Below are 25,067 nucleotides of genomic sequence, written 5' to 3' on the forward strand. Positions count from 1 at the left end.
TGCGACAAATCCCTCTGGCCCGTCCGCGCATTCTGCTATAGGGGTGCGCACTTGCAAACAGGATCGCAGGACACATGAGCACACGCGCCGGATTTATCGCCCTGATCGGAGAGCCCAACGCAGGCAAATCCACCCTTCTGAACCGCATGGTCGGAGCCAAAGTCTCGATCGTGACGCACAAAGTGCAAACCACCCGTGCTCGTATCCGTGGCGTGGCGATGGAGGGCGATGCGCAACTGGTCTTTGTCGACACGCCGGGCCTCTTCAAACCGCGCCGCCGTCTGGACCGTGCCATGGTAGCCGCCGCTTGGGGCGGGGCTGCAGATGCGGATGTGGTCGTGCTGGTGATCGAGGCGCATCGCGGTATCACCGAAGGTGTCGAACGCATCCTCGAAGGCCTGGAAGAGATCGGGCAGGGCCGCACTATCGCACTTGCGATCAACAAGATCGACAAGGTGCCCTCGGAAAAGCTGCTGGCGCTGACCAGTGACCTGAATGCGCGTTATCCCTTTGCCGAGACCTTCATGATCTCGGCCGAAAAAGGCCACGGTGTCGACGACCTGCGCAAATGGCTGGCCTCGGAACTGCCCGAGGGCCCCTGGCTCTATCCAGAAGACCAGATTGCGGATCTGCCTCTGCGCATGATCGCGGCTGAGATGACGCGCGAGAAACTGACCCTGCGCCTGCATCAGGAACTGCCCTACCAGCTGACCGTCGAGACCGAGAACTGGGAAGAGCGCAAGGACGGCTCGGCCAAGATCGATCAGGTCATCTATGTTATGCGTGATGGCCACAAAGGGATTGTGCTGGGCAAACGTGGTGAGACCATAAAGGCCGTCAGTCAGGCGGCGCGTGCCGAGCTGGAAGAGTTTTTGGACCGCAAGATCCACCTGTTCTTGCAGGTGAAAGTCCGGCCCAACTGGCTGGAGGAATCCGAGCGCTACTCGGAAATGGGTCTGGATTTCAAAGACGGCAACGCATGACCCGGGCCAAGAATTTTCGTCGAAAATTCTCAACCCCTACGGAAAGGTCAGAACCATGACCCGGTTGACGGCTGAATTCTGGGTGCATGCCTATCTGGCGCGGCTGCGGTTTCAGGAAATACCGGCTTTTGTTGTGGCGCATGGGGATGACACCGCAGGGGCGGTGCTTATCAAACTCAACACACTCAACGGGCGGGCCGCAGCCTTTCAGCGCAGTTTTGATCTGATGAGCGGCGAGCGCAAATGGGTGGAGCTCTCATCCGGCGAAGAGGCAGACGTAGATGCCGCCATCACCCGCCAACGCAGTTTTGACCCCGACCTTTGGGTGATCGAGGTGGAAGACCGCCGAGGCAGGCACCTGCTGGGTGAAGAAGGTCTGGATTAACCCGCGCCAAATGATCTTGGACGTACGGCGCAAAGCGACTATTTTGCTTTGCAACCGGCTGAATGAAACGGCCCAATCTTCCGGAGGCCGCAGGAACAGGAGGGGGTTGAGTGGCTGAAACGCTTGCCCAGAAACTGGAAAACTCAAATCTCGGTCACTGGATGCAGCGGTTCGAGGGGTTCATGGTCTTCATCGGCGTCGTTGGCCCCTTCGCCACGCTTCCACAACTGATCAAGCTTTATTTCACCCACTCCGAACACGCGACCGGACAGTCGCTGCTGTCCTGGTCTCTGTATGCTGGGCTGTCGTTTTTGTGGTTCGCCTATGGGCTGGTGGTGGGCAAGTTGCCCATCTATGTGGGCAACGGTATCTCAATGGTGCTGAACCTGCTGATGGTTATCGGCATTCTGATTCACGCAGGTATGACGTTCTAGGGCGCGCGATCAGCCTGCATCGCTAAAATAGACAAAGCTCATCTTGTTGCCATCAGGATCGCGCGCATAAGCGCCATAGAAGTTCGGGCCATATTGAGGTCGATCTCCGGGATCACCTTCATTTGTTCCGCCATTGGCAAGAGCCTCGGCATGCACCTCGCGAACTTCCGCTTCACTTTCGCAAAGCAAGCCAACCATGTTACCGTTTCCAACCGTCGCGGCCTCTTTGTCAAAGGGCGTCGCGACCCACATGGACCCACCGCCCCGCAGCTCGTAACAAACAGCGTGGGGCATATATTCAGCAATAACCTTGCCGCCGATTTTGGGTACAACCGCATCGTAAAAGCTTCGCGCTTTGACGACATCATTTGAACCGATCATGACATAGTTAAGTGACATTTCTTAAATTCCTCCGTGCAGAACATAAAGTGAACACTATTGCGTGAACAGATGTCACGCAACGTGTTTTTGGTGTTCCACAGGGTCAACCTAACGCGTTTCTACCTTGAACCTGCAACGGCCATAAGATTTCCTGCGTATATATCTGGTGACCTAACGAGGCCAAACTTGGACTGGCGTGATCACGGCATTCTTCTGACCTCTCGCCGTCATGGTGAGACAGCGGCGATTATCGAGGTCTTTACCGAAGCCCATGGTCGTCACGCCGGCATTGTGCGCGGTGGCACCAGCCGCAAGATCGCCCCGATCCTGCAACCCGGCGCGCAGCTGGACGTGCTCTGGCGCGCGCGGCTTGAGGAACATCTGGGCACCTTTCAGGTCGAACCCCTGCGCTCGCGCGCTGCAGCGGCGTTTTCAGGGCGGCTGGCGCTCGCCGGATTAAATGCGGTGGTGGCGCTGCTGTCCTTTTGCCTGCCCGAACGCGAGCCTCATCCGGCGATCTATCAGCAAACAGAACAGTTGATGGACCTGCTGGGTCAGGATGAGGTCTGGCCACTGGCCTATCTGCGCTGGGAACTGGCGCTGCTGGAAGAGCTGGGCTTTGGCTTGGATCTTTCGGCCTGCGCAGTGACAGGGGCGACCGAGGGGTTGGTCTATGTCTCTCCGAAAACCGGCCGCGCGGTCAGTGCGGCGGGGGCAGGGGACTGGGCCGATAAGCTGCTGCCTTTGCCCCCCTGCCTGCGCGGCGAAGGCGCGGCTCCGGATACCGAGATTGCTGAAGCCTTACGCACAACCGGGTATTTTCTGGAAAACCATCTGGCTCCGTCGCTGGGTCATACGCCGTTGCCGGACGCACGCGCGCGATTTGTGGCGCAGTTTACTCGGCGGCTTTGAACACCATTTCGTGCCCGTCCTCATTGCGCAGGATCAGCACATCGCCGGACACCTCGGACTGGGTCATCGCCATCAGTGCGGCGAAATAAAACCCCTCGGCTTCAAGCCCGGCGCAAGCCGCGCGGGTGGCGACAAGATCGGTGATCTCAAACCACGGGTAGGGTGCATTCAGTGTACCTGAATAGGTGTTGCACGGGGCATTGCCCTCAATCCGACCCTCTGCGGGGAATCGCAAAAGGGCGCTGGCCTCAAAAGGCTGCCCGTCGATCTCTTGCAAAGCCCATGTCTGATCCGCTGCGCCATAGGCGGCGACAGTCTCATCCTTGTCGCATTGGAACAGGGTTAAAAGGGGCAGGAACAAGGCCATACGTAACATCGCAATATCCTGTCAGTAGGGGTTCACACCGCTGATTAACTCTTCGCGCACTTCAAGGCGGGGGCGCCAGTTGTATTTGGTGTCCTCGCGCACCTGATCCCAATAAAGCACCCCGCTGTTGCGCCACGGGTCAAGGATGATGCCTTCATACATTGAATCTCCCTTAGCGCTGATCAGAGCCGAATGGTGGATGATCCGGAACGCAGTTGGAGGCGACGTGGCCCAGTGCAAATCCAGAGTGCGAAAGTTCTCTTGCTTCAAACGCGTGGTCATGGCCTGCGCCCAATCATTGCACAGACCTTTTTCGCGAAATCCGTTGATGACCTTTGCGTTGTGGATGATGGCTGGATCGGTGACGTTCCAGTCCTGTTTCAGTTGATTGGAATAGGCATAAGATATCTCGGCTGCACGCCGCGCCTCGGCAGGGTCAACCTTGGGGTCAAGCTGCTGGATCGCTTGTGCCAACTGGTCCACATCATCGGGCCCGGTGTTTGGTGCCATGGCGCATCCGGCAAGGGCCATGCAGGTGGCCAAAACTGCGATGATGATCTTCACGCTCGATTCTCCTCTGGCCAGCTTGGGCGCTGGGTTTGGTTGACGCCCTTTACCCGATTTCTGCGCTCGATCCGAGGGGGAAGTTTCGCCCATTAAGCCCTGAAACCGAGTTGTACAACTCGGAAGAAATAGGCCTGAAGATCCGTACAACACGGAAGAAAAAAGAAAACCCGGCGCAAGGCCGGGTTCAGTTGGGGAAACCGCGTCGCTTCGGGCGTCAGCCCAGCAATCGACGCGCGATGACTTGCGCCTGTATTTCTGCGGCGCCTTCAAAGATATTTAGGATGCGCGCGTCACAAAGCACGCGGCTAATTTTGTATTCCAGAGCGAAGCCGTTGCCGCCATGAATCTGCAGCCCGTTATCCGCCGCAGCCCAAGCAACTCGAGCGCCCAGCAGCTTGGCCATCCCGGCCTCAAGGTCGCAACGTTGACCGTGGTCTTTTTCCCAAGCAGAATAATAGGTTAGCTGCCGTGCGATCATAATTTCGACCGCCATCATCGCCAGCTTGCCCGAGACGCGAGGGAAATTGATCAGAGATTTGCCGAACTGCTTGCGGTCTTGTGCATATTGCATGGCAATGTCCAAAGCACTCTGCGCTACGCCGATGGCGCGGGCAGCCGTTTGGATGCGGGCAGATTCGAAGGTTTCCATTAACTGCTTGAAACCTTTGCCTTCTTCGCCGCCCAGCAGGTTTTCGCCCTTCACTTCGAAGCCGTCAAATCCCAGCTCGTATTCCTTCATGCCACGATAACCCAACACCTCAATCTCACCACCAGTCATGCCGGGCGTGGGGAAAGGGTTCTCGTCGGTTCCAGGTGTCTTCTCAGCCAGGAACATGGACAGCCCACGGTGATCGGTACTGTCGGGATTAGTCCGCGCTAACAAGGTCATCACATGGGTGCGCGCCGCGTGTGTGATCCATGTTTTATTTCCTGTTATTTTATAGTTACCATCTTCACTCTTGACGGCCCGCGTGCGCAGGCTGCCCAAATCCGATCCGGTATTGGGTTCAGTGAAAACAGCGGTTGGCAGGATCTCGGCGCTGGCCAGTTTTGGCAGCCAGTTGGCCTTTTGTTCATCCGTACCGCCCGCTATGATCAGTTCTGCGGCGATTTCGGACCGTGTGCCCAGAGAACCCACACCGATGTACCCGCGCGAAAGCTCTTCCGAGACCACACACATTGAGGCTTTGGATAGGCCGAACCCGCCGAATTCTTCGGGGATGGTCAGACCGAACACGCCCATCTCGGCCAGTTCCTCGATAATCTCGATTGGGATCAGTTCGTCCTTCAGGTGCCATTCATGGGCATTAGGCTCAACCTTTTCAACGGCATAGCGGCGAAACTGGTCTCGGATCATCTCCAGTTCTTCGTCCAGACCAGACGCACCAAACATGGTGGCACCGGACTGGTCCTGCATCAACTCAACCAGACGCGTGCGCGCGGCCTGAGAGTTGGCTTGCGCCATTAGTGTCTGCACTTCGCTGCATTGGAATCCCGACAGAGCATCCCAGCCAAGGCCAAGATCCTGCAAACGTACAACCTCGCCCTGGTTCATCGGAATACCACCGGCGATCTGATGCAAGTATTCCCCAAAGGCGATCTGATGCAACAGCTGCTCCATCTCGCCGAATTTTCCCTCGGCCTGAAGCGCCTCGGCCCAGCGCTGCATCTGCTGCAGCGACTGGTGGTATGTGGCCAGCCAAGCCAGCCCATGTGCGGCTGTCTGATTGGCCTCGATCAGTGCGCCCGATATGCGACCTTCGCTTGTCACCTGCGCGCGAACCAATTCGACTGCCTTATCGAATACCGCTTGAACGCCGGGCAGGGCTGCTGCGCTGAGTGATAGAAGATCGGGCAAAACCGCTGGCTGCGTCATGTTCGTCACATCCTGTCCGTCATGGGCCATGAATCACGTCCTCTGCTGGGTTGTCTGGTCATATCATGCTGCACATGCAGCGCAACAAAAATACGCAAATCATCCATAAAAAGTTCAAAAATTGCTTAGCGACTTTTGCAGTGCAGAATTTTTTTGGACTGGTATGAAGGGTCGATGGGACTGTTTTCACTTATGTCGCCGCAGGATTTCTGTCTGGCTTTGGTCGTTGCCTTCGTCGCGGGCTGGGTCAAAGGCATGGTCGGTTTTGCCATGCCAATGGTGCTTGTTTCTGGTCTTAGCATGATGCTGCCGCCTGAGCTGGCGCTGGCAGGTCTAATCTTGCCCACGCTGGTGACCAATGGGGTGCAGGCCTTGCGGGAAGGTTTACCTGCGGCGGTGGCGTCAGTTCGAAAGTTCAAGGTATTTCTGAGCGTTGGACTGGTCTGTCTATTGGCCAGCGCGCAGCTGATCAACATCTTGTCGCCCAAGGCATTTCTGTTGATCTTAGGCGCACCAGTTTCGTTCTTTGCTCTGATGCAACTACTGGGGCTGAAACTGACGCTGCAAGCGCCCTCAATGCGGGTTGAGGCTATGGTGGGTGCGGTGGCCGGTGCTGTCGGCGGCATCTCGGGCGTGTGGGGACCACCAACCGTGGCCTATCTGACAGCCTTGAATACACCGAAGAAGGATCAGATGCGGGTGCAGGGCGTGATATACGGTCTGGGCGCTGTGGCGCTTATTGTGGCGCATCTGGGTTCGGGTATTCTAAGGACTGACACAGCGGTGTTCTCAGCGCTGCTGATTATCCCTGCCTTGCTGGGAATGCGCGGCGGTCAGTTTCTGCAGGATCGTATCGATCAGGCACAGTTCCGCAAACTCACTCTGCTTGTACTGCTGATTGCAGGGCTGAACCTGCTGCGCAGGGGTCTTTTGGGTTAATTGCGTCTTTCAGCAAACCGAAAGGCGAAATAGAGGCCCAACATTAGGAAGAAAAGACCTGAGATATCACCGATCAGATAGGCGATATACTCGGCCGTTGCGCTGCCGAAGGCCATGTTGGTGAGAACGGACACCAATACCGATGTGATGATTCCAACGCCCATCACGCACAGCCAGCATGGCTTCCGATCGACGCGCGGAAACAAATCCCAGCCCAACGCCTTGCAGACATAAAAAACCGCTGGAACTGTGGTGACCGCGATAGTGATCGCCAGCAATCTGCTGGGCAGAAGAACATCCCAACCGCCCACAAGGGCAAAGACGATGGCAACGCCGGGCAACAGTGCGAATATCGCCCTCCATCCCAACAACCAAGCCGACAGAACCCGCACGCCGTGCGGCAGGAACAATAAGCTGGCATAGCTGGGGTATGCGGGAAAAAACACGTTCTGAAGCGGCATCAGCACCTGGAATGTTAGGAACGATGCAGCGACATAGGCCAAAGAGGCATAGAATGTTTCAGAGGCCCATCTGCGCACGGGGTCAGCCGATTACAGATCTGGGGTGGCGATCACCTGGGCGCATGAACCAGATACCGTCCGCGATTGGCGCTGCCGCTTTGCGACAGATAACCCTTTTGAACCAGAGACTTCAGCGCGCGGAAAAATGTCGGGCGAGATACGCTTTTGACCAGCGTGTGTTCGATCAGACCAAAGGTGCGTACTTCGCGATCATCTTTCGACAGTTCTTCGGCGGCATAGTAGATGTCGCGCTCGACCGGTGAGAGTTCTTCCAGCCCAAGAGTGCGCTCCATGCTTTGCATCAATTTGCGCAGTTCGGTGAGTTTTGAGATTTCAGTCATTACTTGCCTATAGTTTCCGTGACGGACCGAGGCAGTTCGAAAGGCTGACCTTTGGAACACATCACGCCGACACCCATCCCCGTGTAGAAATAATCATTACCTTGTTGAACGGCCCGAGACATGATGTGAGTAAGCTAGCCCGGATCGCCCGATGTTCAAATTTAACAGAAGCCGCTGCCAAAGGACGCCGGGCTTCGAAGCGTCTTGGGTAAATTGCGATAGCGCATGTTGCACGTTATCGCAATGAACTTGTCTGTGTGCACACAAGGTGCCGAAGCGTAAGCTTTGGTGGGTCAGGGGCCATGATGGCCCCTGAATTCGATCAACCGATCGCGACAGCTTTGATGTCTTCGTCGATGAAGGGCAGGTACTGCTCGAAGTTTTCAGCGAACATGTGCACCAGCTTTTCCGCCTGTTTGTCGAACGCTTCCTGATCGTCCCAGGTGCGGCGCGGATCCAGCAAGACCTCGGGCACACCAGGGACAGAGACCGGCACATCGAAGCCGAAATTGGCGTCCTTGCGGAATTCCGCATCAGTCAGTGATCCTTCCAGCGCAGCCGTCAGCAGCGCGCGGGTGGCCTTGATTGGCATGCGGCTGCCCACGCCGTAGGCACCTCCAGTCCAGCCGGTGTTGACCAACCAGCAGGTCGCGCCATGCTGAGCAATCTTATCGCGTAGAAGGTTGCCATAAGCCTCGGGGCGGCGTGGCATAAAGGGCGCGCCAAAGCAGGTCGAGAAGGTGGGCTGCGGTTCGGTCACGCCACGTTCGGTCCCGGCGACCTTCGAGGTAAAGCCGGAAAGGAAGTGATACATCGCCTGCGCAGGCGTCAGCCGCGCGATCGGAGGCAAAACGCCGAACGCATCGCAGGTCAACATGATGATGTTCTTAGGGTGCCCACCCAATGCAGTTTTCGACGCGTTGGAGATGTATTCCAACGGGTAGGCGCAGCGCATATTCGCGGTCAGCGAGTCGTCGTTGAAATCCAGCTCTTTGGTCTCGGGATCAAAAACCATGTTCTCGATCACAGTGCCAAATTTCGAGGTGGTGGCGTAGATTTCTGGTTCGGCTTCGGCGTTCAGGTTGATGGTCTTGGCATAGCAACCACCTTCAAAGTTGAAGGTGCCTCGATCCGACCAACCGTGTTCGTCATCACCGATCAAGGTGCGCGACGGGTCGGCGGACAGGGTGGTCTTGCCGGTGCCGGACAGGCCGAAGAACACGGCAGTGTCGACCGGGTTGCCAACCGCGTGGTTAGCCGAGCAGTGCATCGGCATCACGCCTTTTTCGGGCAGCATGTAGTTCAGCAGGGTGAAGACGGACTTCTTGTTCTCGCCTGCGTATTCGGTGCCGCCGATCAGGATCAGCTTGCGGTCAAAGTTCAGTGCAATCACCGTTTCGCTGCGGCAGCCATGCTTTTTGGGGTCCGCATGGAAGCTGGGACAGTTGATGATGGTAAAGTCAGCCGTGAAATCATCAAGATCCTCACGATCCGGGCGGCGCAGCAGGTGGCGGATGAACAGGTTGTGCCACGCCAGCTCGGTTACCATGCGCACATTGATCGAGTAGCTGGGATCAGCCCCGCCCACGAGGTCCTGAACGAAGTAGTCGCGGCCTTTCATATGGGTCAGCATATCTTCATAGAGCGCGTCAAAACCTTCAGGGCTCATGGCGGCGTTGTTTTCCCACCAGATGCTGTCGGCAACACTGTCTGTCTTGACGACATGCTTGTCCTTGGGCGAGCGGCCAGTGAATTTGCCGGTGGTGACCAGAAAGGCGCCGCCATTGCCAAGGGTGCCTTCGCCGCGCTTCAGCGCTTCTTCGATCAGCGCCGGTTCCATGAAGTTGTAATAGACATTGCCCAGACCCTCGATGCCCTGATCTTCGAGGCGGAATTGCGGGTTAACCCGTCCAGATGTCATGTGTGTCTTCTCCTGTGGCGGCGCGAGGGCCTTGGGCCGGGTGCACCATTGGGGCGGATACCGGAAAGAGCCGGCGGTCAAGCGCCTCTTATCACGGTATTTTGGGACATGAACAGGAGGGTTGGGGGTAGTTAGCGCAACCAAGTTAAGGTTTAGCGCCATCACGAATTGTGTGCCGTAAATCAAGGCAGCTATTTGGGCGCAGCAAGGCAAATTTGCCGCATACCTGCCGCAAGAATGGCACGATTCGAGGTTACGAGTTGATTCGGTGGCTCAAAACCGCCAACAATGCCTTACAAAAAAGCGTATTATTGCGCGAGTGAGCAGGAATAGGGGTGAACCCGATGTCAAAGATTGCACTGGTGGACGACGACAGAAATATCCTGACGTCCGTGTCCATGACACTCGAAGCCGAAGGGTTTGAGGTCGAAACATACAACGATGGTCAGGCTGCGCTGGACGCTTTCAACAAAAAGCTGCCAGACATGGCCGTACTGGATATCAAGATGCCGCGGATGGACGGCATGGATCTTCTGCAAAGGCTGCGGCAGAAAACCCAGATGCCCGTGATTTTCCTAACCTCCAAGGATGATGAGATTGACGAGGTTCTGGGTCTGCGCATGGGTGCAGATGACTACGTCAAAAAACCATTCTCTCAGCGGCTGCTGGTTGAACGGATTCGCGCCTTGTTGCGCCGTCAGGAAGCGGTCGATGGTGATGTGACCAACGCGGCCTCGGGCGATACAAAAGTGATGGAGCGGGGCGAGCTGCGGATGGACCCGCTGCGCCACGCAGTCAGCTGGAAAAGCAATGATGTCTCGCTGACAGTTACCGAGTTTCTGCTGCTGCAGGCCTTGGCGCAACGTCCGGGCTTTGTCAAAAGCCGCGATCAGCTGATGGATGTCGCTTATGATGATCAGGTCTACGTGGATGACCGCACCATTGACAGTCATATCAAGCGACTGCGTAAGAAGATGCGCGCAGCCGATCCCGAGTTTTCGGCGATAGAAACGCTGTACGGTATCGGGTATCGTTATAACGAAGAATAGGCGCGGCCGTTTTATCAAGCCGAAGGGGTCTCGTGCGCGATACTGAACAAGCCAACCAAGTGCACGACGCAGACGTCGTTCTTGGGGATGACTGGGTCATCCCCCAAGACCCTGATGCTGCCGAGCTACAGGCCAAGCGTTCGCGACGAAACCTGTTTTCGATGCGCTATTCGCCCCTGGCGCGCAGGATTATCACCTTCAACCTCATTGCCCTTGTCATTTTGGTTGCAGGGCTGCTGTATCTGGACGACACGCGAAAAGAACGGGTTCAACAGACCGCGCAGAACCTGGTCGGTGATGCGCAACTTGTCAGCAACGTTTTTGAAACCCAGCTGCGTCAACCCTCTGCCAATGGTGCAGGCACATTGGATGTCCGTGATACGCTAGCGGGTCTCAGCTTGCCCGAAGGCGGCGAGGTTTTTGTTTATGACGGCACGGGCACTCTGATCGGTTGGACACGCGGGGCGTCCATGGCCGACAAATTGCCCAGCCTTTTGCATCAGGACGCCGACAGCGCCACTGGAAGCACTTTGATCAGCGACGCATTGAATGCGGTTTGGAATGGTGTGTCTGCGGTCTTTAGCGGTTCTTCCGAAAGCGAGGCTCCGACGCTGGCGCAACGGGTGCAGGAAATGATCCCGCAGGCGCTGAACGGCGGATTGCAAGTTCAGGCCGTGCACGACGATAAAGGCAAGACGGTGATTGTCGCCGTGGCCCCGATCCTATTGGACGATACGCCTGTGGGTGCCGTTGCTATGGCGGGCCCGGCAGGCGAGATCGATGCGCTGGCCCGCAAGGAGCAAGAGCGGATCCTTCAGATGTTTGTGGTGGCACTTCTGGTCTCGATCGGTCTGAGCCTCGTTTTGGCCTCAACGATTGCCAATCCTCTTGCTGATCTGGCCGCCGCTGCCGAGATGGGCAAGGACCGCGGAGCCGGAGTGAACCCCGGACGTATCCGCATCCCGGATCTCAGTGCGCGCCCGGATGAAATCGGCCGTCTGAGCCAGGCTTTGCGCGGGATGGTCACGGCGCTTTATAACCGCATTGACGCGAACGAACAATTTGCGGCCGATGTCGCGCATGAGATCAAGAACCCGTTGGCCAGCCTGCAATCCGCCGTGGGCACCATGCGCATGGTCAAACGCGATGATCAGCGCGAAAAGCTATTGGGCGTGATTGAGCATGATGTGCGGCGATTGGATCGACTGGTCAGCGATATCTCGAACGCATCGCGGCTGGACGCGGAACTGGTGAAAGAAGAAGAGCAGCCCTTTGACCTGCTCAATCTGCTTGGCAATATCAGTCAGTTTCTGGGTGAAGATGCCCGTTCGAAAGGCATCGAATATATCACTGACCTTCCCTCGGACCCCATCGTGGTCAACGGGCTCGAGGCGCGTCTGGCGCAGGTCTTTGTCAACCTGATCACCAATGCGATTTCGTTCTGCGAGGACAAAGACGCCATCCGGGTCTGGGTCCGCCGTCGTGACAACCGCGTGCTCGTGGTGGTTGAAGACACCGGTCCCGGCATTCCTGATCAGGCGCTGACCAAGATCTTCAAGCGTTTCTACTCCGAACGCCCCGAAGAGCATTTCGGCAACAATTCGGGCCTTGGATTGGCGATTTCGAAACAAATCGTCGAGGCGCATGGTGGTGTGATCTGGGCAGAAAACATCCGTCCGACCGAAGCCGATATCACCTCGGACCCGCTAGGTGCGCGGTTTGTTGTCGGGCTTCCCGTCTAGGTTATGAGCACCACCCCACTTTCTGAGATAGCGGGTCAAGGGTCGGCCTGCATTCATGGGACCTGTATTGCGGTTCAGGAAAAGGGCTTATTGATCATTGGCGCCTCGGGTACGGGCAAATCTTCTTTGGCGCTACAGATGATGGCGCTTGGGGCACAGCTTGTCGCGGATGACCGGGTCGAATTGACTGGACAGGCCGATCACGTGATGGCAGCTGGACTTCCGCAGATCCGCGGCCTGATTGAAGCGCGCGGCATCGGGTTACTGCGAGCTGAAGCCGCGAGGCCGGTCCGATTGGCATTTGTTGTGGATATGGACCAACCCGAGCCCGCGCGATTACCTGAACCCGCTGAAATTCTTGTGTTGAAGCAAACTGTTCCCTTGCTTCGGGGGGCTGGCGTGCCCAATTTGGCTGCAGGACTTATTCAACTTGTGAAAATGGGGCGCGTAGCCCCGGAATGGCCGAATACATGACAGCACAACAGCGCGTCGTTCTGATAACAGGTCCTTCCGGTGCAGGGCGATCGACCGCAATTCATGTGCTTGAAGATCTGGGGTTCGAGGCGATTGACAACCTGCCGATGGGGTTGCTGGCTCGCCTCGTCGACAATTCGGAGCCTGCGCGCCCAATGGCTTTGGGTATCGACGCGCGCAACCGCGATTTTTCAACCACCGGGTTTATCGAACTTGCCGCCAAACTGGGCCGGATGGAGAATGTCGACCTGACGATCCTCTATCTGGATTGCCGGGACGAGGTGCTGCTGCGTCGCTTCTCGGAGACCCGCCGCCGTCACCCGGTTGCGACTGATGCCAGCCCGGAAACCGGCATTTGTCAGGAAAAGGAACTGTTAGCCCCAATTCGCGAGTTTGCCGACACGCTGATCGACACCAGCGCGTTGAATGTGCATCAGCTGCGGGAAGAGGTCGAACGCTGGTTCGCCCCAAAGGGCGGGCGGCATCTGGCGGTGTCGATCGAATCCTTCTCGTACAAGCGGGGCTTGCCGCGCGGTTTGGACATGGTGTTCGATTGCCGGTTTCTGGCCAATCCATACTGGCGGCCTGAACTGCGGGATGCGGATGGTCGAAACTCGGATGTGGCGGCCTATGTTCAATCAGATGCAAACTATGGCGTCTTCTTTGACCGGGTGGTCGACCTGCTGATCGAACTGCTTCCGGCCTTCCGTGAGGAAGGCAAAGCGCACCTTTCAGTTGCATTTGGGTGCACCGGAGGGCAGCACCGCTCGGTCGCGGTGGCTGAAGCAGTTGCAAAGGCCCTTGCAGAAGGGGGGCAGCAGGTGGCAATTAGGCATCGCGAAATGGAACGACGCGCGTTGAATGTGAGGCCGGAGTGATCGGGATCGTTATTGTTGCACATGGTGGGTTGGCTCAGGAGTATCTTGCGGCCACGCAGCATGTGGTTGGAAAGCAACCCGGACTGGTGGCCATCCCGATAGAAGCCGACCATGATCGCGAAGCGAAACAAGTTGAAATCTGCCGCGCGGCGGACGAGGTCGATATGGGCGATGGCGTCGTTGTGGTGACCGATCTGTTCGGCGGCAGCCCCTCGAATCTGAGTCTGCGCGCATGTGCGCCACAAGACCGGCGAATCCTTTACGGGGCCAACCTTCCCATGCTGATCAAACTGGCCAAAAGTCGCCACTTGCCACTGGCCGAGGCCGTGCGTTTGGCTTTGGAAGCTGGACGAAAGTACATCAATGCGCAAAATGTGACATTGGATTGACACCGGATAGATTCATATGGCGACCAAGAGTTTGAAAATTATCAATGAAAAGGGCCTTCACGCCCGCGCTTCTGCCAAGCTGGTCGAGGTGGTCGAGGGCTTTGATGCGCGCGCCGAGGTGTCACGAGACGGGCTTTCTGCCTCGGGCGACAGTATCATGGGCCTTTTGATGTTGGCAGCGTCGCGCGGAAGCACTATTGACGTCGAGACGTCCGGCCCGGATGCTGAGGCGTTGGCAGAGGCTTTGGAAACATTGGTGAACGATAAGTTCGGCGAAGGGTTCTGACAGCCACGACACCAAGGACGGAAAGACAAGGCAATTGGCGGAAACCACGCACGATACCAAGACAGGTCCTGTAGTGGATCACGACACCGATCAGGGTGAAATCTACGACCGCAGAACCCTGACCTACGCCAACTCGTTTGACGATGCCTGGACGTCTACGGCCATTCGCGCCATCGAATGGTGCACAGGCAAGCTGACCATCTTGCGCATGGTCAACAAGTTCGAGAAGCAGAACGAACGCTATCGAGGTCAGAAGTTCTGGGGCGGCGCGCTCAAGACCATGGGTATTGAGCTGACAACCCCAGCCGAACAGATCGCCCGCATTCCAAAAGAAGGCCCCGTAGTGGTCGTCGCGAACCATCCGCACGGCATGGTTGATGGCATGATCTTCGCTGAACTCATCGGCCGGGTCCGCAGTGACTATCGCATCCTGACCCGCTCAGTCCTGACCGGGTTGGATGAAGCTGCGACCTCATTCATGATCCCGGTGCCGTTCCCACATGATCCTGAAGCGCAGGCCAAGATGCTTGAGATGCGCAGCAAGACGATGAAGCATCTGGCAGATGGGGGTGTTGTCGCGTTATTCCCGTCAGGTGTTGTGATGTCTTCGGATGATTGGTTCGGACCAGCCATCGAGCGGGAGTGGAATGTCTTCACCGCGAAGATGATCCGTAGGTCGGGTGCCAAGGTCGTGCCGATCTTCTTCCCTGGCAGCAACTCGCGCTGGTATCAAATTGCCAACCGGATATCGCCCATCCTGCGCCAGGGCCTACTGCTGCACGAAATCGTCCGATCCTGCAACAGGCCCCAGTCGCCGGTGATCGGTGATCCGATTTCGGATAAAGACATGGACCTGCTGGAACGCGACCCCCGCGGTTTCATGGCATGGCTCCGTGATCACACCATGGCGCTGGGCAAGACGCTCAGATCCTGATCCGCCCCTTCATCTGGCCAAAAATATCTCGGGAGTGAATTGAGCCATAGGCTCGAGAGAGGGCTGGCCCTCTCAGATTCTACCGTGTGGGTACCGGAACCTCGCCTCGATAATCATAAAACCCGCGTTCGGTTTTGCGTCCCAGCCATCCGGCTTCGACATATTTCGTCAACAGCGGGCAGGGACGATACTTGGTGTCTGCCAGTCCGTCATGTAACACGTTCATGATCGCCAGACAGGTATCCAAGCCGATGAAGTCCGCTAGTTCCAATGGGCCCATAGGGTGGTTTGCGCCCAGTTTCATCGATTGGTCAATGGACTGCACATTCCCGACACCTTCATACAATGTGTAAACCGCCTCATTGATCATGGGCATCAGAATGCGATTCACGATAAAGGCCGGAAAATCTTCGGCGCTGGCTGAGGTTTTGCCAAGCCGGTCCACTACGGCTTTACAGGAATTAAAGGTTGCTTCATCGGTGGCGATGCCCCGGATCAACTCGACGAGCTGCATCACAGGGACCGGGTTCATGAAGTGGAATCCCATGAAACGTTCGGGCCGGTCGGTGCGGCTGGCCAGCCGGGTAATTGAGATCGACGAAGTGTTCGATGTCAGGATCGTATGTGGCTGTAGGTGCGGCAACAGGTCTTCAAAGATTGCCTGTTTCACCGTTTCCCGCTCGGTCGCGGCTTCGATTACAAGATCGGTCTGCCCCAAATCCGGCAGATTCAGCGTCGTCGTGATCCGACCCAACGCGGATTTCACTGCATCATCCGAGATTTTGCCGCGCGACGCTTGACGCGCCAGGTTGGTTTCAATGGTTGCCATCGCGCTGTTTAGCGCGTCCTGGCTGACATCGTTCAGTAGAACATCATACTCTGCCAACGCCATAACATGAGCAATCCCGTTGCCCATCTGTCCAGCGCCGATCACTCCGACTGATTTTACGTCCATTTGTTCGATGCCCTTGTTCGCAGAATATGGCGACATTATCGGCAGTTCCCTATGGGCGGCAAGGGGACGGGGACAGTCAATTTCGCTTCAAATGCGCGCATTAGGACTTTCTCAAGACTTGCGGCGGCAAAATGGCGGTTGGGTGAATATTTGGGTGAGTGTGATGAGCTATCAATCGATCAATGCGGTCCATTCCGAGGAAACGACGTGCGAATATGAAAATTCCAAACTACGTTTCAGGGGCCCTCAAAGGGCGTTGAACAACCCCTATGTGGCATGTTTGGGGGGCGAAGAGACTTTTGGCCGTTTCGTAGAAACCCCCTTTCCCAATGAGTTGGAACGTCGTCTGGATCGTCGATGCCTCAACCTTGGCAGCCTGTTCTGCGGTGTCGAAGCGTTGACGCAGGACAAAGGGCTACTGGAGATCGCAAACCGGTCTGATGTCTGCGTCCTGCAGTTACCCGGCATGCTGGGGCTATCGAACCGATTCTACCGGGTGCACCCACGACGCAATGACCGTTTCGTTGCGCCAAATACCGATCTGGTTGCGCTGTATCCCGAAGAAGATTTTACGGATGTCCATTTTGTACAGCATTTGCTGAACCGCCTGTCGTCACGCTCGGATGCCCGTATTGAACTTGTGGAACAAGAGTTGCGCAATGTCTGGATCGAAAAGCTCGGCAAGTTTCTTGCAGAAGTAGGCCCGCCCGTCCTGCTTTTGCATCTGCAAGTGGAGAGAAGCGATTTGGATTCGACACCGGGTGTCGGCTTTGCAATCAACCCCGAGATGATTGAGCCTTTGGGGCCCCATTGTACGGATATTTTGTCCTTGCAGGTTCAGGTGTCCGGCGTATCCGATGAGCTTGAAGACATGTTGTTTGGCACCCTGCAACAACCGATTGCCGAGCATATGATCGGCCCAGCCACACATCGCAATATCGCTGGCTCACTTGCCCAAGTGATCAACGACCTGGGCGTATAAACAGCAAAGGCCCGCCAGTGGCGGGCCTTCTAAGATTTTTCGTCGAGAAATCTTTGTCTGAAATCAGCCGAGTTTTTCGGTGAGTTCCGGCACGGCCTGGAACAGGTCTGCGACCAGACCGAAGTCTGCGACCTGGAAGATCGGCGCTTCTTCGTCCTTGTTGATCGCAACGATGACCTTGGAGTCCTTCATGCCCGCCAGGTGCTGGATCGCACCCGAGATGCCGACTGCAACATACAGGTCAGGGGCAACAACTTTACCGGTCTGACCCACCTGCCAGTCGTTCGGGGCGTAGCCCGAGTCAACTGCGGCGCGTGAGGCACCAACGGCGGCTCCCAGCTTATCGGCCAAGCCTTCGATCAGTTTGAAGTCGTCTTCCGAGCCAACACCACGGCCACCCGAAACAACAACACCAGCCGAAGTCAGTTCAGGACGGTCGCTTTCAGCAACCTTGTCCTCGACCCACGACGACAGGCCGGGGTTTTCACCGACTGAGATGGTCTCGACCGCCGCCGAACCACCTTCGCCCGCCGCATCGAAGCTGGCGGTCCGGATGGTCACGACTTTCTTGGCGTCGTTCGATTTCACGGTCTGGATCGCGTTACCCGCATAGATCGGACGCTCGAAGGTCGTGGCATCGACCACGCCGGATGCATCCGAAATCACCATCACGTCCAGCAGAGCTGCAACGCGCGGCATCACGTTCTTGGCGTCGGTGGTGGCAGGGGCAACGATATGCTCGTACCCATCGGCCAGACCCACGATCAGGGCTGCGGTAGATTCCGCCAGGCGATGACCCAGCGAGGCGTCTTCGGCCACCAGAACCTTGGATACGCCATCGATCTTGGCAGCGGCCTCACCAGCAGCAGCGGCAGAACCACCTGCGGCCAGAACGGTGATGTCGCCCAGCGATTTGACAGCCGCTACGGTCTTGGCGGTGGCGTCAACCGACAGCTCACCATTGTTAACCTCTGCGAGAAGAAGAACAGCCATTACACAGCCCCCGCTTCTTTGAGTTTCTCGACCAGCTCATCAACCGAGCCCACGATGATACCGGCGGCGCGTGCCGGCGGCTCTTCGGTCTTGACGACTTCCAGACGCGGAGTGACGTCGACGCCATAGTCGGCGGCGGTTTTCTCATCCAGCGGCTTTTTCTTCGCTTTCATGATGTTCGGCAGCGACGCATAGCGCGGCTCGTTCAGGCGCAGGTCGACGGTCACGATGGTTGGCATTTTGACGGAGATGGTCTGCAGACCGCCGTCAACCTCACGGGTGATCTTGGCAGTGTCGCCTTCGATGTCCAGTTCGGACGCGAAAGTGCCTTGGCTCCAGCCCAGCAGGGCTGACAGCATCTGACCGGTGGCGTTCATGTCATTGTCGATCGCCTGCTTGCCCGCCAGAACTATGCCGGGCTGCTCTTCTTCGACCACTTTGGCGAGGATCTTGGCAACTGCAAGCGGTTCGATGTCCTGATGCACGTCATCCGCAGCGACAACCAGAATGGCGCGGTCGGCACCCATGGCCAGCGCGGTCCGCAGGGTTTCCTGCGACTGTTTCACACCGATCGAAACGGCAACAACCTCATCGGCCTTGCCCGCCTCTTTCAGGCGGATCGCCTCTTCCACGGCAATCTCGTCGAAGGGGTTCATCGACATTTTTACATTGGCGAGATCAACTCCGCTGCCGTCCGCTTTCACACGAACTTTCACGTTGTAGTCAATCACGCGCTTGACAGGCACAAGTACCTTCATTTTTGCGTATGCTCCTTACAAAAACGGCAAGCCGCGCAGCGACTCCACCAATGCTCTCGCTGGCCTAGATAGCGAGTCGTGATGCCTCGCAACAGAGCAAAATCGTCACGTCATGGTTTCGAGACGTCGCGTTTTGTCATTTTTTGGACCAAAAACGAAATTTAGTTTCCCGACGGCAGGCGCAATCACCGGTTTGCGCCGGGAATCCAGAGCACATCATCGTGCCCGCCGTTGTTGGCACAGCGCGCGGCGACAAAGAACCAATCGCTCAGGCGGTTGAGGTATTTGACAGCCACCTCATTGACCGGTTCCATGTTTGTCAGCTCAACCGCCAACCGCTCGGCCCGGCGCGAAACTGTTCTGCAAACATGCAGATGCGCGGCCAAACGTGAGCCACCGGGCAGGATGAAACTGCGCAAGGGCTGGAGCGCTTCGTTCATCGCGTCGATCTCTGCTTCAAGCCGGTCGATCTGAGCGGAAACGATACGCAGGGGCGGGTAGTCGGCCTCGGCATCCTTATCCATGTCGGGGCGGCAGAAATCGGCACCCAGATCAAACAGGTCATTCTGGATACGGGACAAGGCGGCTTCGACTTCTCCGTCTGCTTCGGTCCGTGCCACGCCGACAAAGGAATTAAGCTCATCCACAGTGCCATAGGCCGCGACACGCCCGGAATATTTGGCAACGCGCTCACCATTGCCCAGAGCGGTTTTCCCGTCATCGCCGGTGCGCGTGTAAATCTTGTTGAGAACGACCATGCCTTACCCTCCCTGCCCACGCAGATAGACGTAAAGTACGATCAGCAGCACCGCAATGAACTGAAACAGGATACGCAGGCGCATCAGCTTGTTGCTTTTCAGCGCGGCTTCTTTGCCGGGTTTTCCAAAATTGGCAATGCCCATCACTAGCACGACGACGACCGCCGCCATGGCCAGAAGCAGTATGACCATCGTCAGGTCCATAGCTCACCGTCCGTGTTTGTTCAGTTGTTGAGCCGTCATCTAGCGTTGATAGCGGCAAAAGCGAACAGGTAATTTCGCCTCATATGTCCGAGAGGATGCGATCAATGGCCCGGGTGGGCAGAATACGGCGCAGATATCCGGCGATATAGGTGGGCGTCGTCACATAGTATCGCGGACGTGGGCGCTTGGATTCAACCGCATGCGCCAATTTGGCGGTAACAGCCGAGGCAGGCAGTTCGAACTTGTCAGGTCCGGAGGATTCGTAGAGGCGTTTCAGCAGCGTATCCTCGTATCTCTGTCGCAGGGCCGAGCTTTTCCAGTCAATAAAGCGTTCGAAGACAGGGATCGCGTTCACACGGATCTTCGAGGTGACCGGGCCTGGTTCGATCAGGATGACCTTGATGTCGGTGTCTCGTAGCTCTAGGCGCAAGGTATCGGTCAGGCCTTCGATGGCGTATTTGGTGGCGACGTATGCCCCGCGCCAGGGGAACGCGACCAGTCCCAACACTGATGAGTTCTGCACGATGCGCCCATGGCCCTGAGCCCGCATCACGGGAATCACTTGCCGGGTCAGTTCGTGCCAGCCAAATACGTTGGTCTCGAAAATTAGGCGAAGCCCTTCGATTGGGACATCTTCAACCGCGCCGGGAAGGCCGTGAGCGCCATTGTTGAACAACGCATCCAGCGTACCACCGGTCGCGTCCAAAACCTGCTGCAGGCCTGAGGTAATGCTATCGGAATCGGTATAGTCGATCAGCGGGCTGTCGAAACCCTGTGCCCGTAGCCGATCACAGTCACGCTGTTGACGGCATGAGGCAAAAACGCGCCAACCGCGCGCGCGCATCCCGTGCGCCGCGTCCAGACCGATCCCGGATGAGCAGCCTGTGATCAGAATTGATTTCTGCATATTGCCCCCGCCTCTGTACTTCGCCCATAGCTATGGCGAGCTATAGGTCAGGACAATGACACAGTTGCGTCAGTTTGTTGGTTTCCGAACCAGTGAGGCAGAAATCCAACCCACACGCTGATCAGGGTATAACCGCAAACGCAGCCAGCCGGTGCCGGAATCGCTGAGAACCTCGACGCGCTGGCCAAGTTTGGCTTTGGCGATGATGGGGTAAATCGTTCCGGGCCCATCGCGCATATTGACCCGCGTGCCCGAGATTTCGCGGATATCTTTCTCGGGCTCGATGACTTGAGTCACAGGTGTGATGTCATCCTGCACCTCGGCCTCGACCTGCAACAGTCCGGCGGCTCCGTCTTCAAGCGAAGCCAGAGTAAAGCTGACGCCGTTCTCGTCAAATGCAGAGAACTGAGACAGCGGATCGTTGGTGACTTGTGACAGGACGACCGCGGCATCCTCCTCTACTTGTGGCTCGGGCTGAGCGCGCGCCTGTACAATGCGCGCGGCAACGTTGGTCACAAGGTCTTCAGCCCGAGGTGCGTGGTCGGATGCAGGCTCATGTTCTGGCACAGAGGCAACGCGAACCGGTTGCTCGACGCGGGTGCCACGCGGTTCGAAATCCGGGCCCCCGCTCATCACATAGAAGCTCCAGCCGAGCATGGCGAAAGTGATAACAATAACGCGCTTCATGGCGCACCCCCTGGCAATCGTAACATCAATAAAAGGCAGCAGTCTTAATGTACGAAACCCTACCATAGATTCAGCTTCGAGTCGAAAAGCGGGGGAAATCCGATACTTGCCTCCCCCTATTGCAAAAAGCCCGACTTGTCCCCAGCAAAATATGCGCCGATTGCTTTACCCGCGCGCGCTTGCGTCGTATCACATCATGTATGAACGATACGATCGACGACCCCAATATGGAGACCCCTGACAATGGGGGCGAGGTAGCCGAGCCGCTGCGCCGCGCAATTGGCGAGCGCTACCTGACCTATGCGCTTTCCACCATCATGCACCGCGCTTTGCCAGATGCGCGCGATGGATTGAAGCCGGTTCACCGGCGAATCCTCTACGCGATGCGCGAGTTGCGACTCAGTGCGACGGGCGGTTTCCGTAAGTCAGCGAAAATCTCTGGCGATGTGATGGGTAACTATCACCCTCATGGCGACGCGGCGATTTACGACGCAATGGCGCGACTGGCACAGGACTTCAACGTCCGATATCCACTGGTCGACGGGCAGGGGAATTTTGGCAATATCGACGGCGATAATCCGGCGGCCTCTCGATACACCGAGGCGCGGATGACCATCGTGGCCGAAGCCCTGTTGGAAGGGTTGAACGAAGACGCTGTCGATTTCCGCGACAACTATGACGGCACACTGACCGAACCGGTCGTGTTGCCCGCACAGTTCCCGAATCTACTGGCCAATGGCGCCAGCGGTATCGCGGTGGGCATGGCGACGAATATCCCGCCGCATAATATTTCTGAGTTGTGCGACGCTTGTCTGCATCTGATCAAGACGCCGGATGCGCGTGACGATACGCTATTGAATTATGTTCCCGGCCCGGATTTTCCGACCGGCGGCGTCATTGTCGAGCCGCCCGAAAATATCGCGCAGGCCTACCGCACCGGGCGTGGATCCTTCCGGCTGCGCTGTAAATACGAGGTTGAAGATCTGGGGCGTGGCCAGTGGCAGATCATCGTCACCGAGATTCCCTATCAGGTTCAGAAATCCAAGCTGATCGAAAAGATCGCGGAACTGATCCAGACCAAGAAGATCCCGATCCTCGCCGATGTCCGCGACGAATCCGCTGATGACATCCGCCTGATCCTTGAACCACGCTCTAAGAATGTGGACCCCGAGGTGCTGATGGGCATGCTCTATCGCAACTCGGACCTTGAGGTGCGCTTCAGCCTCAACATGAACGTGCTGATCGACGGGGTGACGCCTAAGGTCTGCTCGATGAAGGAAGTGCTGCGCGCGTTCCTTGACCACCGGCAAGAGGTGCTGATCAGGCGGTCGCGTCACCGCATGGCCAAGATCGACCACCGCCTTGAGGTATTGGAGGGCTTTATCGTCGCCTTCCTGAACCTCGACCGGGTGATCGATATCATCCGCTACGACGACGACCCCAAGGCCGCTCTGATGCGCGAAGATTGGGGCATCGATCACGTCCGCGCAACCGATGAGTCCGATTACGTCTCGCCGAAGCCGGGTGAGGGCGAACTGTCCGAGGTGCAGGTCGATGCAATCCTCAACATGCGCCTGCGCAGCTTGCGCCGTCTGGAAGAGATGGAACTGGTACGCGAACGTGACGAACTGATGCTGGAACGCGCCAACCTCGAAGACCTGCTGGCCGACCCCGCCCTGCAATGGGCCAAGATCGCCGAGCAACTCAAAGAGACCAAGAAGACCTTCGGCAAAGACTATGAAGGCGGCGCGCGCCGGACACAATTTGCCGAGGCAGGTCAGGTCGAGGAAGTGCCGCTTGAGGCGATGATCGACAAGGAACCGATCACGGTCGTCTGCTCTCAGATGGGTTGGATCAGGGCAATGACCGGCCATATCGATCTGAAGCGCGAGTTGAAGTTCAAAGATGGTGACGGCCCGCGTTTCATTTTCCACGCGGAAACTACGGACCGCCTGCTGGTCTTTGCGTCAAATGGCCGATTCTATACCGTCAGCGCCGCTAACCTGCCTGGCGGGCGTGGCATGGGCGAACCGCTACGTCTGATGGTCGACCTGCCGAACGAGGCGCAGATTATCGACATCCTGATCCACAAACCGGGGCGCAAGCTGCTTGTGGCCTCAGATGCGGGCAACGGCTTTATGGTGCCGGAAGATGACGTTCTGGCGCAGACCCGGAATGGCAAACAGGTGCTGAACGTCAAAGGAGACGAGACGGCGATGATCTGTAAGCCGGTTGAGGGCGATCATGTTGCTGTCGTCTCGCAGAACGGGAAATTCCTAGTGTTCCCGACAGAGGAACTGCCCGAGATGACCCGTGGTAAGGGTGTCCGCTTGCAGAAGTACAACATGGCGCGTGGACGGCAGGGCACACTGGAATTGGATGGTGGGTTATCCGATATCACCACCTTCAACTGGGAAGAGGGCCTGAAATGGTCCATGGGCGGCGACAAAACCCGGCACGAGGCAGATATGTCCCAATGGTTGGCCAAGCGTGCGGGTGTTGGGAAAAAAGCACCTTATGGCTTTCCGAGGGATTACAAGTTCTCGTGATATGCTGTCCGCTTGGTGAAAATCTGCCGATACGGCTTGGCACAACCCGTATCGGTGCGCTACATCCAAAGAAAACAGGCCTATCGAGACGAGAGACATGCTGCGCATTCTGACACTGATCACCGGGTTGGCCCTGATGGGCGCATGCACCCAAACGCAGGTTTATGAAGACCCCGAGTCGCTGGGTGAATTCAAGCTACGCGTGAATTATGCCTTTGCGGAAAAGGCCGTTCAGGGACCGGTTTCGCGGGATGCTACGCCGGATGAATGGACCAAAGCGATCCAGAATGCAGTGGACATCAGGCTTGGCCGGTATGAAGGTTCACAGGAATACGACATTGGCATCAGTCTCGAGGGCTACATGTTGGCACCTCCGGGAATTCCTGTGATTTACAACCCCAAAAGCACCGCCATCGTTCTGGTAAACGTCTATGACGTTGAAAAGAAAGAGTTCCTTGCTAAAGGCAAGCAGTTTCAGGTGCTCGAAGATACCACCGGTGAAAGCGCCCTTACAGGATCAGGAAATGCGCGCACCCGAGAAGAACAGATGAACGGTCTGGCCTTGAAGGTTGCCGACCGGGTTGAGGAGTGGCTGGCCGAAGAGCACAAGGATGATGGCTGGTTTGACAAGCGTCCCAGCTTGATCCAGCCGCTTGAAACTGAAGCTGTCACACAAAATCCGGCGTGATGGATGCATTTCCCTCAGGATGTGCTTGATTTTCCCCCCTGAACCAAATATCTCGCGCGCGCAGATGTAACCACGGGACCAAGGGTCCCCCAAATTGCAAAAAGGGCGCCTGAGGAATGGCAAAGGAAAAGTTTGAGCGTAATAAGCCGCACGTCAACATCGGCACGATTGGCCACGTTGACCACGGCAAGACCACGCTGACCGCAG

General features: G+C 57.0%; 30 protein-coding genes. 16 read left to right on the top strand and 14 right to left on the bottom strand.

The window, feature by feature from the left end:
- Window positions 1-74: 74 nt before the first annotated feature.
- The 3 genes from era to ACR0AU_RS14665 all read left to right on the top strand — a co-directional run bounded on the left by era (window position 75) and on the right by ACR0AU_RS14665 (window position 1,802).
- On the top strand, window positions 75-983 hold the full coding sequence (gene era, locus ACR0AU_RS14655) for a GTPase Era (protein ID WP_480795840.1): 909 nt from the start codon (window positions 75-77) through the stop codon (window positions 981-983).
- A gap of 55 nt (window positions 984-1,038) precedes the next feature.
- Window positions 1,039-1,368, top strand: coding sequence for a DUF1491 family protein (locus tag ACR0AU_RS14660; protein ID WP_170733742.1), 330 nt, complete (start codon window positions 1,039-1,041; stop codon window positions 1,366-1,368).
- A gap of 110 nt (window positions 1,369-1,478) precedes the next feature.
- Complete coding sequence (locus ACR0AU_RS14665) at window positions 1,479-1,802, top strand: SemiSWEET transporter (protein ID WP_170392607.1); 324 nt, start codon at window positions 1,479-1,481, stop codon at window positions 1,800-1,802.
- A 9-nt stretch (window positions 1,803-1,811) separates the two neighbouring features.
- Here the strand turns inward: ACR0AU_RS14665 and ACR0AU_RS14670 are convergent, their stop codons facing one another.
- On the bottom strand, window positions 1,812-2,201 hold the full coding sequence (locus ACR0AU_RS14670; protein WP_170402289.1) for a VOC family protein: 390 nt from the start codon (window positions 2,199-2,201) through the stop codon (window positions 1,812-1,814).
- Window positions 2,202-2,369: 168 nt separating this feature from the next.
- Here ACR0AU_RS14670 and recO point away from each other — a divergent pair, with 168 nt between their 5' ends.
- A complete protein-coding gene (gene recO, locus ACR0AU_RS14675; RefSeq protein WP_170392605.1) occupies window positions 2,370-3,095 on the top strand; it encodes a DNA repair protein RecO in 726 nt (241 codons plus the stop codon).
- Here the strand turns inward: recO and ACR0AU_RS14680 are convergent.
- The 3 genes from ACR0AU_RS14680 to ACR0AU_RS14690 all read right to left on the bottom strand — a co-directional run bounded on the left by ACR0AU_RS14680 (window position 3,079) and on the right by ACR0AU_RS14690 (window position 5,935).
- Window positions 3,079-3,471 (bottom strand): META domain-containing protein, encoded by a 393-nt coding sequence (locus ACR0AU_RS14680; RefSeq protein ID WP_480616401.1) that lies wholly within the window; start codon window positions 3,469-3,471, stop codon window positions 3,079-3,081. The genes recO and ACR0AU_RS14680 overlap by 17 nt on opposite strands.
- Window positions 3,472-3,483: 12 nt before the next feature.
- On the bottom strand, window positions 3,484-4,026 hold the full coding sequence (locus ACR0AU_RS14685) for a hypothetical protein (RefSeq protein WP_170402284.1): 543 nt from the start codon (window positions 4,024-4,026) through the stop codon (window positions 3,484-3,486).
- 217 nt (window positions 4,027-4,243) lie between these two features.
- The gene (locus ACR0AU_RS14690) at window positions 4,244-5,935 is read right to left on the bottom strand and encodes an acyl-CoA dehydrogenase family protein (protein ID WP_480795841.1); all 1,692 of its coding nucleotides are present in this window, start codon (window positions 5,933-5,935) and stop codon (window positions 4,244-4,246) included.
- Between the two features lie 144 nt (window positions 5,936-6,079).
- Between ACR0AU_RS14690 and ACR0AU_RS14695 the strand changes: the two genes are divergently transcribed.
- Window positions 6,080-6,844, top strand: coding sequence for a sulfite exporter TauE/SafE family protein (locus ACR0AU_RS14695; protein WP_170662871.1), 765 nt, complete (start codon window positions 6,080-6,082; stop codon window positions 6,842-6,844).
- Here ACR0AU_RS14695 and ACR0AU_RS14700 read toward each other — a convergent pair.
- The 3 genes from ACR0AU_RS14700 to ACR0AU_RS14710 form a co-directional block, all read right to left on the bottom strand.
- Window positions 6,841-7,383 (bottom strand): hypothetical protein, encoded by a 543-nt coding sequence (locus ACR0AU_RS14700; protein WP_255611805.1) that lies wholly within the window; start codon window positions 7,381-7,383, stop codon window positions 6,841-6,843. The genes ACR0AU_RS14695 and ACR0AU_RS14700 overlap by 4 nt on opposite strands.
- A gap of 32 nt (window positions 7,384-7,415) precedes the next feature.
- Window positions 7,416-7,706 carry a hypothetical protein gene (locus tag ACR0AU_RS14705; RefSeq protein WP_170392600.1) on the bottom strand — a complete coding sequence of 97 codons (291 nt, stop codon included), beginning with the start codon at window positions 7,704-7,706 and terminating at the stop codon, window positions 7,416-7,418.
- Between the two features lie 322 nt (window positions 7,707-8,028).
- Window positions 8,029-9,627: a phosphoenolpyruvate carboxykinase gene (locus ACR0AU_RS14710; RefSeq protein WP_170402270.1), complete on the bottom strand. Its 1,599-nt coding sequence runs from the start codon at window positions 9,625-9,627 to the stop codon at window positions 8,029-8,031.
- A 344-nt stretch (window positions 9,628-9,971) separates the two neighbouring features.
- On the opposite strand from ACR0AU_RS14710, the gene ACR0AU_RS14715 reads away from it, so the two are divergent.
- Genes ACR0AU_RS14715 through ACR0AU_RS14745 form a run of 7 tightly spaced genes read left to right on the top strand, consistent with a single transcriptional unit; the run spans window position 9,972 to window position 15,379 of the window.
- Window positions 9,972-10,676: a response regulator transcription factor gene (locus tag ACR0AU_RS14715; protein ID WP_170733744.1), complete on the top strand. Its 705-nt coding sequence runs from the start codon at window positions 9,972-9,974 to the stop codon at window positions 10,674-10,676.
- A 32-nt stretch (window positions 10,677-10,708) separates the two neighbouring features.
- Window positions 10,709-12,418: a sensor histidine kinase gene (locus tag ACR0AU_RS14720; RefSeq protein ID WP_170392597.1), complete on the top strand. Its 1,710-nt coding sequence runs from the start codon at window positions 10,709-10,711 to the stop codon at window positions 12,416-12,418.
- A 3-nt stretch (window positions 12,419-12,421) separates the two neighbouring features.
- Window positions 12,422-12,892, top strand: coding sequence for an HPr kinase/phosphorylase (locus tag ACR0AU_RS14725; protein ID WP_480795842.1), 471 nt, complete (start codon window positions 12,422-12,424; stop codon window positions 12,890-12,892).
- Window positions 12,889-13,770: an RNase adapter RapZ gene (gene rapZ / locus ACR0AU_RS14730; protein WP_255611801.1), complete on the top strand. Its 882-nt coding sequence runs from the start codon at window positions 12,889-12,891 to the stop codon at window positions 13,768-13,770. Before ACR0AU_RS14725 ends, rapZ begins: the two co-directional genes overlap by 4 nt.
- The gene (locus ACR0AU_RS14735) at window positions 13,767-14,159 is read left to right on the top strand and encodes a PTS sugar transporter subunit IIA (RefSeq protein ID WP_170392594.1); all 393 of its coding nucleotides are present in this window, start codon (window positions 13,767-13,769) and stop codon (window positions 14,157-14,159) included. Before rapZ ends, ACR0AU_RS14735 begins: the two co-directional genes overlap by 4 nt.
- Before the next feature lie 16 nt (window positions 14,160-14,175).
- Window positions 14,176-14,445 (top strand): HPr family phosphocarrier protein, encoded by a 270-nt coding sequence (locus ACR0AU_RS14740; RefSeq protein ID WP_480795843.1) that lies wholly within the window; start codon window positions 14,176-14,178, stop codon window positions 14,443-14,445.
- Window positions 14,446-14,479: 34 nt separating this feature from the next.
- On the top strand, window positions 14,480-15,379 hold the full coding sequence (locus ACR0AU_RS14745; protein ID WP_480795844.1) for a lysophospholipid acyltransferase family protein: 900 nt from the start codon (window positions 14,480-14,482) through the stop codon (window positions 15,377-15,379).
- A gap of 79 nt (window positions 15,380-15,458) precedes the next feature.
- Here the strand turns inward: ACR0AU_RS14745 and ACR0AU_RS14750 are convergent, their stop codons facing one another.
- Window positions 15,459-16,334 carry a 3-hydroxybutyryl-CoA dehydrogenase gene (locus ACR0AU_RS14750; protein WP_170392931.1) on the bottom strand — a complete coding sequence of 292 codons (876 nt, stop codon included), beginning with the start codon at window positions 16,332-16,334 and terminating at the stop codon, window positions 15,459-15,461.
- A 163-nt stretch (window positions 16,335-16,497) separates the two neighbouring features.
- Between ACR0AU_RS14750 and ACR0AU_RS14755 the strand changes: the two genes are divergently transcribed.
- Window positions 16,498-17,316, top strand: a complete 819-nt coding sequence (locus tag ACR0AU_RS14755; RefSeq protein ID WP_480439339.1) for a DUF6473 family protein — start codon at window positions 16,498-16,500, stop codon at window positions 17,314-17,316.
- 63 nt (window positions 17,317-17,379) lie between these two features.
- On the opposite strand, the gene ACR0AU_RS14760 is transcribed toward ACR0AU_RS14755, so the two are convergent.
- The 6 genes from ACR0AU_RS14760 to ACR0AU_RS14785 all read right to left on the bottom strand — a co-directional run bounded on the left by ACR0AU_RS14760 (window position 17,380) and on the right by ACR0AU_RS14785 (window position 21,623).
- Complete coding sequence (locus tag ACR0AU_RS14760; RefSeq protein WP_170402252.1) at window positions 17,380-18,309, bottom strand: electron transfer flavoprotein subunit alpha/FixB family protein; 930 nt, start codon at window positions 18,307-18,309, stop codon at window positions 17,380-17,382.
- Complete coding sequence (locus ACR0AU_RS14765; protein WP_170392589.1) at window positions 18,309-19,067, bottom strand: electron transfer flavoprotein subunit beta/FixA family protein; 759 nt, start codon at window positions 19,065-19,067, stop codon at window positions 18,309-18,311. Before ACR0AU_RS14765 ends, ACR0AU_RS14760 begins: the two co-directional genes overlap by 1 nt.
- Before the next feature lie 185 nt (window positions 19,068-19,252).
- Window positions 19,253-19,825 (bottom strand): cob(I)yrinic acid a,c-diamide adenosyltransferase, encoded by a 573-nt coding sequence (locus ACR0AU_RS14770; protein ID WP_170425243.1) that lies wholly within the window; start codon window positions 19,823-19,825, stop codon window positions 19,253-19,255.
- 3 nt (window positions 19,826-19,828) lie between these two features.
- Entirely contained in the window at window positions 19,829-20,029 is a 201-nt protein-coding gene (locus ACR0AU_RS14775) for a twin transmembrane helix small protein (protein WP_170392587.1), read from the bottom strand.
- A gap of 79 nt (window positions 20,030-20,108) precedes the next feature.
- Window positions 20,109-20,936, bottom strand: a complete 828-nt coding sequence (locus ACR0AU_RS14780) for an SDR family NAD(P)-dependent oxidoreductase (protein WP_170392586.1) — start codon at window positions 20,934-20,936, stop codon at window positions 20,109-20,111.
- A 69-nt stretch (window positions 20,937-21,005) separates the two neighbouring features.
- Window positions 21,006-21,623: an SH3 domain-containing protein gene (locus ACR0AU_RS14785; RefSeq protein ID WP_480763913.1), complete on the bottom strand. Its 618-nt coding sequence runs from the start codon at window positions 21,621-21,623 to the stop codon at window positions 21,006-21,008.
- Window positions 21,624-21,823: 200 nt separating this feature from the next.
- On the opposite strand from ACR0AU_RS14785, the gene parC reads away from it, so the two are divergent.
- The 3 genes from parC to ACR0AU_RS14800 all read left to right on the top strand — a co-directional run.
- Window positions 21,824-24,172, top strand: a complete 2,349-nt coding sequence (gene parC, locus ACR0AU_RS14790) for a DNA topoisomerase IV subunit A (RefSeq protein ID WP_170513470.1) — start codon at window positions 21,824-21,826, stop codon at window positions 24,170-24,172.
- A gap of 97 nt (window positions 24,173-24,269) precedes the next feature.
- On the top strand, window positions 24,270-24,860 hold the full coding sequence (locus tag ACR0AU_RS14795; protein WP_170392584.1) for a hypothetical protein: 591 nt from the start codon (window positions 24,270-24,272) through the stop codon (window positions 24,858-24,860).
- 116 nt (window positions 24,861-24,976) lie between these two features.
- On the top strand, window positions 24,977-25,067 hold a 91-nt coding region (locus tag ACR0AU_RS14800), incomplete at its 3' end, for a GTP-binding protein (RefSeq protein WP_036223564.1).

The sequence above is a fragment of the Ruegeria sp. CG1 genome (genome assembly GCF_056537265.1).